A 12,212-nucleotide genomic window follows, 5' to 3' on the forward strand; every position below is an offset into this window, starting at 1 on the left:
CGGTGAGTCTGCGGTGCCGTGCGCACGGCTTGGGTGAAACCTATAAGCAACGCTTATAGCGATGGCCGCGCGTCGAAACCTGTGCGGGTTATGGTAGCCAACTATGTGCAGATTACTGGGTTACGCGACGGCAGGGTTCAACCTGAGCCTCAACGCAATCCTAGGCACGGAGGGTGTGGACGCCTATCGTGAGATGAGCGAGATCCACAACGACGGCTGGGGTTGCGCGATGCTCTACGAGCCGATCGAACGACCCGGCACACTCGACGGCGGCGCGCCCGCCCCCGAGACCGGCACCAAGCTGTACAAGACCACCGTGGCCGCGCGTCTCGACCCGGTCTTCCCCGAACTCGCCTCCGAACCGGCGCGAGGCGGCCTGTGGCATCTGCGCCTCGCCTCCTCGAACCTGCCGCTCATCCTCGAGAACCAGCAGCCGTTCTTCGCGAACGGACTGAGCTTCATCCACAACGGCGACATCTCCGATTCGCACGGCCGCAACATCGTGACGAACCGCCAGTACCCGGTGAACCACAGCGTGTTCCTGTCCACCGGCGGCCGCTCCGACTCCGCGATTTTCTTTGCCGTGATCCTCGAATACATCGGCTTCGGCTACGACCTCGACGAGGCCGTGGCGCAGGCCGTGCGTGAGCTGCGCCAGGCGTACCCGCGTTCCAGCTACAACTGCATGATCCAGTCGCAGGACCAGTTCATCGCGTTGAACGCGGCCGGCCGCGAACGCACGTCGTCGCGCATCGTCGAGATCTACGACCAGTACGGCCAGGGCGAGAAGGCGCAGGACTACCGTGTGATGCGCTACCGTGCGCTCACCGACGAAGAGGGCGCGCCCGCGGGCATCGTCGTCGCGTCGTCCGGCTTCGACCAGACCGAGGCCGACGGCTGGGAGGAGCTCGAAAACGACCAGATGATCGTCGCCTCCAACCGCACCGGCGAATGGTCGATGCGCTCCATCGACTGACCGGGGGAAGGCCAAGGCGTTCCGAGGCCGCCATACAATGGCGGTATGGTTCCCACGCTTGAGCAGATCGAAGAGCTTCACCACAAGATCGCGCCTTCCGAAGAGGCGTACGACCTGATCCACACGCATTGCGTGATCGTCGCGCGCATCGCCCGCATGCTCGCGCATCGCCAGAACATGCTGTTCGCGCGCCGCTGCACGCTGCCGAAGGATGCGGCGGAACTGGCCGCGCCGTCAGCGGAAGGCGCGGAGGCGGTGCTCGCCGGAATCGAGGCGGGGGAGGGCGCCGCCGCCGGGACCGGTGTGTCCGGGGAGTCAACCGCGCGTGACCTCCTCGCCGTACCACCGTCCGACGGAGTGACTGGCGGGCATGTGCCGCCGCGGCTCATCGACGAGCATCTGGTCACGATCGGCGGACTGCTGCACGACATCGGCACGTACAAAGTGCTCAAGCATGACGGCACCGACGGCGAACCGCTGAAATTCGCCGGCAAGAAGTACATCAAGCACGGTCTGCTCGGCTACGAGTACCTGCTGGAGAACGGCGTGGACGAGGAGATCGCGCAGTTCGCGCGCAACCACACCGGCGTCGGACTCACGCGCGACGACGTGATCCGTCAGGAGCTGCCGCTGCCGCCGGCCGACTACGTGCCGGTAAACCTCGAACAGGAGACCGTGATGGTGGCGGACAAGTACAACAGCAAGTCGCTGCCCGCCAAGTTCGTCACCGCGGAAAGCTACACGAAGCGCGCGGCCCGCTTCGGCGAGGAGAACAAGCGCCGCTGGCTGGAACTCCTCGACCAGTACGGCGTCGTCGACGTGCGCCCCCTCGCCAAGGAATACGGCATGGTCATCGTGTGAGGGCTGTGCCTACACATGTGGCCCCCTCTGATGGGACATCGCCGTGGAGCAAACGCCGGAGGCGTTTGTAGGCGATGTGCGAGCCGGCAGGCGAGCCGATTTGAGGCCAGCCGAAGGCTGCCCGTAATCGCGGTCGGGCTGTCAGCCGAAGGCTGACTGGGGGAGAGTAGAGGAGCGGCCGCAGGGCGCGGGAGATACTGCATCGGCCGAAGGCCGATTCTATTTCCTGCGGCCTGCGGCCGGTGTCTCTCCCCCACCCGGCTTCGCCGGGAGCCCCCTCGTCAGAGGGGGCCGATTCGAATTGGTTTCAGTCGGCGAGGGAGAATACCTCGTCGGCGGCTTGCGCGACCTCGTCGGAGGCGGTGACGATGATGACGGCGCGCTTCGGGTCGCGGGCGTGCGCGATCGAGGCGAGCAGGTCCAGAATCGCGGCCGCGTCCCCCTCATCCAGCCCCTTCGTCGGCTCGTCGAGGATCACGACGTCCGCCTCGCAGCTGATCGCGCGGGCGATCGCCACGCGACGCTGTTCGACGAGCGGCAGCTCGCGCAGCGGGCGCCCGCTCGTCGCCTCGGAGAATCCGACGCGGTCGAGCAGTTCGCGCGCGACGACCGGCTTCGGCTTCAGATACGTGCGTCCGGACGCGTCCATCGCGTACCGCACGTTCGATTCCGCGTCGAGGTCGCCGCGCACCGCGTAGCGCTGCGGCACGATGCCGAGACGATGCCCGCGCAGCTCGTTGATCTCCAGTTCCGCGAGATTCGAGCTCTTCGTCATCGCCGTGCCGGACGTGGGCAGCTGGTAGCCGCCGAGCACCTCCATCAGCGTGACGCGCTGCTCCGGATCGTCCGTGTCCGGCAGCACGCGGATTGCGTATAGCGAGCCCGCGTAGCAGGCGAGCGACACGTTGTCGAGCACGTGGCGCCCGGTCTTGCGGTTCGTCGTGGTCGCATGGTTGAGCGAGAACGTCGGGTACGACTTGAGCAGCACGCGGTCGCCGACCTGCCGGTCGAGCGCCCGTTCGGAACGCTTCGCCGACGCCTTGATCTCGTTCGGGTCGGCGTTCGCGCTGACGTCGTGGTTCTTCGCGGCCAGCGCGAGCGTCTCGTTGACGCGTCGCGCGTTCGCCGCCGTGGCCGCCGCGCTCGTCTCCTTGGGATTCGCGTCGGCCGCCTTGTCTGCGGCGGTGTCGGCGGTGTCGGTCGTTTCCGCGGTTTCCGCGGGTTCGGCGGCGGTCGCGTCGCCTTCCGCGGCATCGTCCGTCGCCTCGGCTTCGCCCGCGGCGTCCGTTTCGCCGGAAACGGACACCGGCACGGTCTCGTCTGCTGCGTCGGTGTCGACGGCGTCCGACGATTCGTCGTCCGCATCGTCCGTTGCGTCGGCATCCGTCAGATCGTCGATGGCGAACGCGATCGACGTGTCGGCCGCGTCGTCGTCCTCGTCGTAGACGACGCTGAACTCGACCGGCTGCGCGTCGACGTCGTCGACCTCGTCGTCGGATTCCACGGCGTTGTCGGATGTCTCGCCGACGCCGTCCTTCTCGACGGATTCCGTGGCCTCGTCGATGACCGTCTCGTCGGCCGTGACGTCGTCCTTCTCGACGGTCGGCTCGGTCTTGTCGATGTCCTGCTCGCTCATGCCTTGTCCTCCGAAATCTCCGATGCCTTGAACAGATTCGCGTTGGGGAACGTCGCCGGCCGCAGCATCGCGACGATCGCGAGCGCGACGACGACGCCGATCGACTGCCAGACCAACGGCCAGACGATGCCGGACGTGACGGGCGTGGCGTTGCCGTCGGCCAGCGCGGCGCCGATCGCGCCCGCGCCCAGGCCGCCGGCGAGCAGGCCGATTACGGCCGGAACCACGGTGAGCATGAACGTCTCGACCATGAACTGCCAGCCGAGGCGCGGCTTCGTCACACCGGAGACGAGCGCCATGCCGATCTCGTCGGTGCGACCGAACCAGGTGCGTGCGATGGTGAGCGCCGCGAGCACGATGCAGCCGCCGAGCGCGACCACCCACAGGACGATGCGCGTGCGGGAGGCGGCGTCGCCGAGCGGCTTGATCGACGCCTCGTACTCGTCGAGCGACGGGGAGACGAGCTCGTAGCCCTTCGGCAGCTTCGCCTTCGTGACGAGCTTGACGAACTTCTTGTAGGTGGCCGTATCGGAGAACTGGAACACGATGTCGAGATCCGGCTTCGACCAGTCGTTCTTCGGATCGTCGCTCTCCTTGGTGACGCCCATCGTGTACGTGGTGGCGTAGGCGGAGTAGATCACGTTGTCGCGGTTGTCCTTCGCGTACTTGCCGTCGCCGTTCGAGCCGGCCGCGTCGTCGTACTCGTAGATGCCCTGCACGGTGAACTCGTAGGTCTTCGACGTGTCCGTCGGGTCGCCGACCTTGAACTTGTCGCCCACCTTGAGGTTGTTCTTCGCGGCCACGGCCTTGGAGATCAGCGCGCCCGTCGCCGTCGTGTCGGTGAACGTGAGCTTCTTGCCGGAGGTCAGATGGTAGGAGCCGAACTCGTTGGCCTTCACGGCGTTGTCGTCGTAGAAGGCGCGCAATTGGAACTCGCCGCCCGTCTTGTCGGCCGAGGATTCCGTGCCCGCGCTGCCGGCGATCGCCTTGATCGACGAGGACTGACGCACCGGCACCGTGGAGATCAGCGAATACGTGAACGTGAGGTTCTGCTCCTGCATCTTCTCCGCGTACGGCTCGTAGTCGGTGAGCGTGAGATAGCGGGAGGTGGTCGACTTCGCGTCGTCGGACTTCATCGTGGCCTGCGTGGCGGCGGTCGGGCGCAGCACCGCGTTCGGGTTCTGCGCATCGTAGGCGCTGCCGTAGGCGGTGTCGCTCGCCTGCACGATCGCGAGCGAGGCGATCGTGCCGAACGAGACGAGCAGCGTGACCACCACGGTCAGCACTGAGATCGCCCAGCGGCGTGACACGGCGCGCCAGGCGTTGGTGAGAACGAACATATGCTGCTTCTCCAGTCCTCTATATCCCTATGCGCGCGGGGCGGGCGGCCTCCGGTCGGGGCCGGGGTGGCCGGGCGACCGGCACCGGGCCCGGGACGACCGGGCATGGCCGCGGCCCGCGCACGTTTCGCTATAACAGTAAGACACTACGTCGGCAAATGTGGGGGTTCTCTTGCCTCAGGCTGTGAGGTGGCTGGGAACGGACCGGCTTTCGTGAACCGGCACCCCGAAAGTGGGACAATATAAGAAGAACAGGGAAGGAGTCCATCATGATGGAGCCATACAAGCGGCCGGGCATCGACGACCGGCCCGACTATGAGAAGGCGTTGAGCGCCGAAGACAAGGCCTCGGTCTCCCGACTCGCCGCAGACCCGCATCGCATCGCCCCGGAATCGTCCGTCGAACAGCCGACCGCGCAGGCCGCCCGCCTCGCGACGGAAGGCACCGCGTCGGTCGTCGCCGCCGCGCGCATCGACGCCGCCGTACCCGACTACGCGTCATCGTTCCTCGACATGCGCGACCCGATGGTCGCCGCCGACGGCGAACGCCCCGACGCCGTGCAGCTCTCCCACCTCAAGTGGGGGTTCGCCGTCGGCTCGTTCCTCGCCGCCGCGCCGTGGGCCGCCGTCAACCTCGTCGGCCTGCCGAACCAGATCGCGCGCGGCGCCGGCTTCGACATGGGACTCGCCGACCCGGCAGCCGCCCTGCGCGCCGGATCCCTCGCGCCCGTCCTGTCCGCGATGATCATCCTCGGCGCCGCGTGGAGCCTCCTGTTCACGCCGCTCGTCGCCGCGTTGTCCGACCGCACGCGCATCCCCGCGGGCCGCCGCACGCCGTGGCTCGTCGCCGGCGGCGTGCTGTCCGCGCTGTCCGCGCTCGCGCTCGGCGCGACGACCGCCACGGTCCCCATCGTCATCCTGTGGACGATCCTGCAGTTCACGTACGCGATGCTCGTCGCGCCGCTCGCCGCCGCCGTCGCCGAACGCGTGCCCGACAAGTTCCGCGACGAGACGGAACGCTGGAACGCGATCGGCGTGATCGCCGGGCAGGCGGCGGGCGGCGTGGTCGGCGGCCTCGCCATCGGCTTCGGCGCGTTCAACCCGTTCCTGTGCGCGGCCGTCATGTTCGCCGTGTCCGGCGCGGCCGCCGTGCTCGTGTGGCCGCGCGAACCGTCCAGCGCGGAACAGCCGCGCGTGCGGTTCAGCTGGCGCGACGTGCTCGACGCGGCGTCGCTGCGCCTGCCGCGCGGAACCGCGGCCGCGACGGCCGACGTGGCGCGGTTCCGTCGCCTGTTCCTCTCGCGCGTGTTCATGACCGCCGCGTCCGCGGCGACCGGCGTCTACCTGTGGTACGTCGTGCGGTTCGCCGTGTACGGCGACGATCCGGCGCTCACCGCCGCGCCGATGACGCTGCCCGCCGGCGTGCTCGTCGCGCTGCTCGCGCTCGCCACGTTCGCCGGCACGCTGCTCGCGACGACCTCCGCCGGCGCCGTCACCGACAAGTTCGCCGAAGGATTCGGACCGTGGTGGCGTGGATCGCACGTGGCCGTCGTGTGCGCGTGCGTGCTGTACGCGATCGGCCTGCTCGCCGGACTCGCAATCGTGACGATCGGCGGCGAACGCAGCCTCATGGTGTTCTCGTTCGTGGCCGGGTATGCGGGCGGATTGTACGACGTGCTCGTCCAGCCGCTCGTCGTCGACGCGCTGCCGGACCCGCACGAGGCCGGACGATACCTGCGCGCGTATGCGAACGCGAAGCCGCTCGGCCTGGCGCTCGGCGCGGGATTGGGCTCGGGTGCGGTCGCCGTGGCGCCGGCGTCGTTCGGCTACATGGCGGTGTTCCCCGCCGCGATTGCGTGCGTGCTGCTCGCCGCGCTGTTCCTGCGCAGGTAGGAGGCGTGCGCCGGCCCAGCTGGCGGGGGCTGTAACGAGGGAGCAACGGACTCGGCCCCCGCTGGCGGGGGCTGTCGGCGGAGCCGACTGGGGGTGGTTGTGCGGGTCGGGGACCACCCTCAGTCTCACTGCGTTCGACAGCTCCCGCCGGCGGGAGCGGGGAATGGTCGGGTCTCGTGGTTCTGCTGGCGGGGGCGGGGCGGAAGAGTGAAGTACGATAGTCCCGTATATGGGGCGGTGGCCGTGGAGGCTGGAAGCCTGGAAGTCATAGCGCGAAAAGGGAGTGGTGCATGGTCGGTATGCGTGACGTGGCCCGTCGGGCAGGAACCTCGGTGAGCACGGTGTCGCTCGTCGTCAACGGCACCGGATACGTGTCCGACGAGATGCGCAAACGTGTGCAGGACGCGATGGACGCGCTCGGCTACATCCCCAACGAGCTTGCACGCAACTTCTACCGCGACCGCACCAACATGGTCGGCGTGATCGTGCCGACCGTCCGTCACCCGTTCTTCGCCACGTTCGTCGCCGCCCTGCAGCGCGGGTTCTCGGCGCGCGGCATGCGCGTCGTCCTGTGCTCGGTGGCGGACACCGGCAAGGACGAATCCGAGTACATCGACATGCTGCGCCGGCACATGATGGACGGCATCGTCATGGCCGCGCACACGCGCCATCCCGCCGATTATTGGACGTCGATCGACCGTCCGATCGTCGCGTTCGACCGGTATCTCGGCGAGGGCGTGCCGTCGGTGCGCTCCGACCACGAGCAGGGCGGCCGCATCGTCGCGCGCGAGCTGATAGCGTCCGGCGCGCGTCATGTCGCGCTGGTCGGCGGTCCGCGCGCCCAGTTCCACGATCTGTCGGACGATGATCTGTCGGACGGCAATCGTAATCCGTCGGACGTCGATTCGTTGGACGTCGCGTCCGCCGCGTCGCCGTCCGCCGCGCCGCATCCGGAATCCACGTTCCCCACCGTGCGCTACTACCTCACGCTGGAACGTGAGCTGGACGCGGCCGGCATCGCGCACGAGTACGTCGAGGCGGGCGGCGTCGACGATTTCGCCGGATACGTCGCCGCCGTGCGCGGCCTGTTCGACCGTCGCGGACGCGCGGTCGACGGTGGTGACGCCGGTAACGTCGACGGCGGTGACGGCGGCGTCGCGCCCGTCGCGACGGACGCCGCCGTGCCGCCCGTCGACGCGATCGTCGGCAACGACGTCGTCGCCGCGCTCGCCGTGCAGGAGGCGGCGCGGCGCGGCATCCGCGTACCCGACGACCTCCAGATCGTCGCGTACGACGGCACGTATCTCGTCGACGCGGCTGGTGTGCGGCTCACGGCCGTCGCGCAGGATTTCGGCGCGATCGCCGAGCGGATCGTCGACCGGATGATCGCGCTGATCGGCGGTGGCGGTGACGGCGGTAACCGCGGTGGCGGTGACGGCGGTAACCGCGGTGACGATGACGCGGCTGTCGCGGGTGCCGGTGGTGGTGACGGTGCTGGTGACGCCGGCGCGATCGTCAATGATGGCGATGGCGCGGGGGAGCGCGGTGTCACGCTCGTGCCGCTCGTCCTGCGCAAAGCCGATTCGACGCGGTGACGGCTGCCGCGCGGCCGGGTAAATGGCCGCGGACCGTCCCGCAGGTTACGTGAATGTGATGGGAAAATGCGACGAATTCGCATGGTTCACATAGTGAACATCAGTGGCCGGCGGCGGAACGGCGCTCCTATGGTGTGGAACCAGTTCGAGCGATAACCGCTCGGAGGGAAAACTTCTAGACCGAAAGGAGGCCGCCGCGATGACTGGATACACTGCCGACACCACCGTTGATGAGTCCGCTATGACGCTCGTCAACGTCGCTCTGCTGTCCGCACGAATTATTATTCCGTCTTCGCTGGCGGCATGATTCGGCTTACAAGCTTGAGCCCCGTCAGCGAAGGCAGGGCGAGAGCGATTGATGTTGCTTCAAGCCCTGCATGAGATGCGGGGCTTTTTCATTGCCCGTCCACCACGATCCACAAGATCCGGGTGCGCGATGGAATTCCTGCGAAACAGAGAGAGAAACCCCATCCAATTCAGGAGACAATCCCATGAGTGCAGTCGAGGCAACGACTGAAAACGCAGCTGAAGGCAAGCTGCAGGCGATGGCCCACGATTCCGTGAAGACCGTCATCGCCGCCTCCATGGTCGGTACGGCCATCGAGTTCTACGACTTCTACGCCTACGGCACCGCCGCGGCGAACTACTTCCCGCACATCTTCTTCTCCGCGAAGGACAACCCGACCGTCGCGCTGCTGATGAGCCTGCTGACCTTCGCCATCGCGTTCATCGCCCGCCCGCTCGGCTCCCTCGTGTTCGGCCACTTCGGCGACCGCATGGGCCGCAAGACCACGCTGGTCGTCTCCCTGATGACCATGGGCGTCGGCACGTTCCTCATCGGATGCCTGCCGACCTACAACCAGGCGGGCGTCTTCGCCGTCGCCATCCTGTGCCTGCTCCGCTTCGTCCAGGGCATCGGCCTGGGCGGCGAATGGTCCGGCGCCGCGCTGGTCGCCACCGAGAACGCCCCCGAGGACAAGCGCGCCCTGTACGGCTCCTTCCCGGAGCTCGGCGCCCCGATCGGCTTCTTCCTGTCCAACGGCACCTACTTCCTGCTTGAGACCTTCAACGACTCCGACGCGATGCTCGCCTGGGGCTGGCGCGTGCCGTTCCTGCTGTCCGCGGTGCTCGTGATCATCGGCCTCGTCGTGCGAGTCCACATGGAGGAGACCCCGATCTTCCGCCTCGCCCAGGAGAAGAAGCAGGTCGTCAAGGCCCCGATCGTCGAAGTGTTCAAGAAGTCCTGGAAGCAGGTCCTGCAGGCCACGTTCCTCGTCGCCGTCACCTACACGCTGTTCTACACGCTCGCCACCTGGTCCCTCGCATGGGGCACCAAGGAGCAGGGCGAGGGCGGCGGTGGCCTCGGCTTCACCAATCAGGAGTACCTGCTCATGCTCATGATCGCCATCTGCGTGTTCGCCGCGTTCATCGTGATCTCCTGCGTGAACGCCGACAAGTGGGGCCGCAAGCGCGTCATCATCACGTCCTCCGTGCTGCTCGTCGTGTTCGCCGCGCTGTTCCCGTTCCTCCTGAACGGCCAGATCGTCGGCCAGCGCAACTTCTTCGCCAACATGGTGTTCCTGTGCGTCGGCTTCGCCCTCATGGGCACCGCGTTCGGCCCGATCGGCGCGTTCCTGCCCGAGCTGTTCGACGCCAACGTGCGCTACTCCGGCTCCGGCATCGGCTACAACCTCGCCGCCATCGTCGGCGCGGCCTTCGTGCCGACCATCGCCACCTGGCTGAGCTCCCACTGGGGCGTCCACTCCGTCGGCATCTACCTCGGTGTGATGGCCCTGTGCTGCCTCGTCGCCGTGCTGTCCTGCAAGGAGACGAAGGACGTCGATTTCACGAAGTGATTTCCCTTTTCGGCCCCCGCTGGCGGGGGCTGGCGGCGAAGCCGACTGGGGGTGGCCCGGTTCGGGATTGTTCGGATTGTTCGGACCGTTCGGGCCGTGAACCACCCTCCGGCGCTTCGCGCCACCTCCCGCCAGCGGGAGGGGAAAAGTCGTCCGAGGACGGCATCTCCCCCTCAGCCCGGCTTCGCCGACCAGCTCCCCTGACAGGGGACGCAGGGAACGCGAATCCCCCAAACTTTCCAGCTGTAATCGCGTTTGATTTCGGCTTGATTCCATAACTGAAAATTCAATTCAATATTTGGACGCGGGCGACCGCGTCGCCCACTGCGGGACTAGAAATAGTCCCCAGTGAACCGATGACCTCCCCGACACAAGGACACAATCCTTCTCGCCGAAGGCCGTCAGCAATCTCACCGATTGTCGGACGTGCAGTTTCGTTCGGCACACTGAACAACATAAAGGAGTGCCTATCATGGCAGCAACTATCTGGTACGAGAAGGACGCCGACCTCTCCGTGTTCGAAGGCAAGAAGGTCGCCATCCTCGGCTACGGTTCCCAGGGCCACGCCCACGCGCTGAACCTGCGTGACTCCGGCGTCGACGTCGTCGTCGGCCTGCGTCCGACCTCCAAGTCCGTCGAGTTCGCCAAGGAGCAGGGCCTCGAGGTCAAGCCGGTCGCCGAGGCCGTCGCCGAGGCCGACGTGGTCATGGTGCTGCTGCCTGATCAGTACCAGGCCGCCGTCTACAAGAAGGACATCGAGCCGAACCTGAAGCCGGGCGCCGCTCTGGCCTTCGCCCACGGCTTCAACATCCACTACGGCTACATCAAGCCGTCCGAGGATCACCCGGTCTTCATGGTCGCCCCGAAGGGCCCGGGCCACATCGTGCGTCGTGAGTACGCCGCCGGCCGTGGCGTCCCGGTCGTCGTCGCCGTCGAGCAGGATCCGGATGGCAAGACCTGGCCGCTGTGCCTCGCCTACGCGAAGGCCCTCGGCGCCCTGCGCGCCGGCGCCATCAAGACCACGTTCACCGAGGAGACCGAGACCGATCTGTTCGGCGAGCAGGACGTCCTCATGGGCGGCATCAACCACCTGTGCGACATGGGCTTCGACGTGCTGACCGAGGCCGGCTACCAGCCGGAGATCGCCTACTTCGAGGTCTTCCACGAGCTGAAGATGCTCGTCGACCTCGCCAACGAGGGTGGTCTGAACAAGGCCCGTTGGTCCTGCTCCGACACCGCCCAGTACGGCGACTACACCTCCACGGTCATCACCGAGGAGACCAAGAAGCGCATGCAGTACCAGCTCAAGCGCATCCAGGACGGCTCCTTCGCCAAGGAGTTCATGGATGATCAGGCCGCCGGCGCCCCGAAGTTCAAGAAGCTGCAGGAGGAGTACTCCCACCCGCACCTCGAGACCGTCGGCCCGAAGCTGCGCGCCATGTTCTCCTGGAACAACGGCCCGGCCAAGGATCAGGACGAGGCCGAGTCCTTCAACGGCAAGATCGCTCGTACCCAGGTTCAGTGAGCCTGTCCGCCCCGGCTCCCGTCCGATGAGGACATGGCCGGGTGACCGTATCGGTCGCTGAAAGGCCGCCATCCGTTTACCACGGGTGGCGGCCTTTTCGTTGTTTCGGTTTTGGGGTTTCGTTTCTTTGCCGGCGGTTGTTGGTTGTCCCGTTGTTGGTTGTCCCGTTGTCGGTTGCCCCCGTGTCGGTCGTCCCCGTCCTCGGCGCGATAAATCCCGGGAAGTCGGCCTATATTCCGGGAATCTTTGTGCTGACTCGGTCTCAGTGCGAAGATTCCCGGACGAAGAGGTTGTTCCCCGGGATTTCTTGTGCTGGTGACGGTTCAGTGCAACAATTCCCGGGTGATGGGGCTGTTTTCCGGGATTTCTTGTGCTGACTCGGTCTCAGTGCAACAATTCCCGGATGACAGGGGTGATTCCCGGGAAAAGTTGCGCTGGGAATTTGCGTTGGGGAATGGGGGCGCAAGGATTCCCGGGTGATGGGGATGATTCCCGGGATAAGTTGTGCTGGCGGTGTTTCAGCGCAACGAT

Annotated in this window: 8 protein-coding genes; 6 read left to right on the forward strand and 2 right to left on the reverse strand. The window is 66.7% G+C overall.

Going from position 1 to position 12,212, the window contains the following annotated elements; genetic code table 11:
• Window positions 1-103 precede the first annotated feature (103 nt).
• Together BSTEL_RS08650 and BSTEL_RS08655 are read left to right on the forward strand one after the other, a co-directional pair.
• The gene (locus BSTEL_RS08650; protein WP_034529582.1) at window positions 104-976 is read left to right on the forward strand and encodes a class II glutamine amidotransferase; all 873 of its coding nucleotides are present in this window, start codon (window positions 104-106) and stop codon (window positions 974-976) included.
• Window positions 977-1,021: 45 nt separating this feature from the next.
• Entirely contained in the window at window positions 1,022-1,837 is an 816-nt protein-coding gene (locus BSTEL_RS08655) for an HD domain-containing protein (protein WP_034529584.1), read from the forward strand.
• A gap of 307 nt (window positions 1,838-2,144) precedes the next feature.
• Here the strand turns inward: BSTEL_RS08655 and BSTEL_RS08660 are convergent, their stop codons facing one another.
• Both BSTEL_RS08660 and BSTEL_RS08665 read right to left on the reverse strand, forming a co-directional pair.
• Entirely contained in the window at window positions 2,145-3,473 is a 1,329-nt protein-coding gene (locus tag BSTEL_RS08660; RefSeq protein WP_034529586.1) for an ATP-binding cassette domain-containing protein, read from the reverse strand.
• Entirely contained in the window at window positions 3,470-4,813 is a 1,344-nt protein-coding gene (locus tag BSTEL_RS08665) for an FtsX-like permease family protein (protein WP_034529589.1), read from the reverse strand. The genes BSTEL_RS08660 and BSTEL_RS08665 overlap by 4 nt, the downstream gene beginning before the upstream one ends.
• A gap of 269 nt (window positions 4,814-5,082) precedes the next feature.
• On the opposite strand from BSTEL_RS08665, the gene BSTEL_RS08670 reads away from it, so the two are divergent.
• The 4 genes from BSTEL_RS08670 (at window position 5,083) to ilvC (ending at window position 11,681) form a co-directional block, all read left to right on the forward strand.
• Complete coding sequence (locus BSTEL_RS08670) at window positions 5,083-6,705, forward strand: MFS transporter (protein ID WP_034529592.1); 1,623 nt, start codon at window positions 5,083-5,085, stop codon at window positions 6,703-6,705.
• A 290-nt stretch (window positions 6,706-6,995) separates the two neighbouring features.
• Window positions 6,996-8,300 carry a LacI family DNA-binding transcriptional regulator gene (locus tag BSTEL_RS08675; protein ID WP_051922998.1) on the forward strand — a complete coding sequence of 435 codons (1,305 nt, stop codon included), beginning with the start codon at window positions 6,996-6,998 and terminating at the stop codon, window positions 8,298-8,300.
• A gap of 491 nt (window positions 8,301-8,791) precedes the next feature.
• Complete coding sequence (locus tag BSTEL_RS08680; protein WP_034529594.1) at window positions 8,792-10,156, forward strand: MFS transporter; 1,365 nt, start codon at window positions 8,792-8,794, stop codon at window positions 10,154-10,156.
• Between the two features lie 472 nt (window positions 10,157-10,628).
• Complete coding sequence (gene ilvC / locus BSTEL_RS08685) at window positions 10,629-11,681, forward strand: ketol-acid reductoisomerase (protein WP_034529596.1); 1,053 nt, start codon at window positions 10,629-10,631, stop codon at window positions 11,679-11,681.
• Window positions 11,682-12,212 lie beyond the last annotated feature (531 nt).

Source organism: Bifidobacterium stellenboschense, assembly GCF_000741785.1.
Taxonomy (GTDB): Bacteria; Actinomycetota; Actinomycetes; order Actinomycetales; family Bifidobacteriaceae; genus Bifidobacterium; species Bifidobacterium stellenboschense.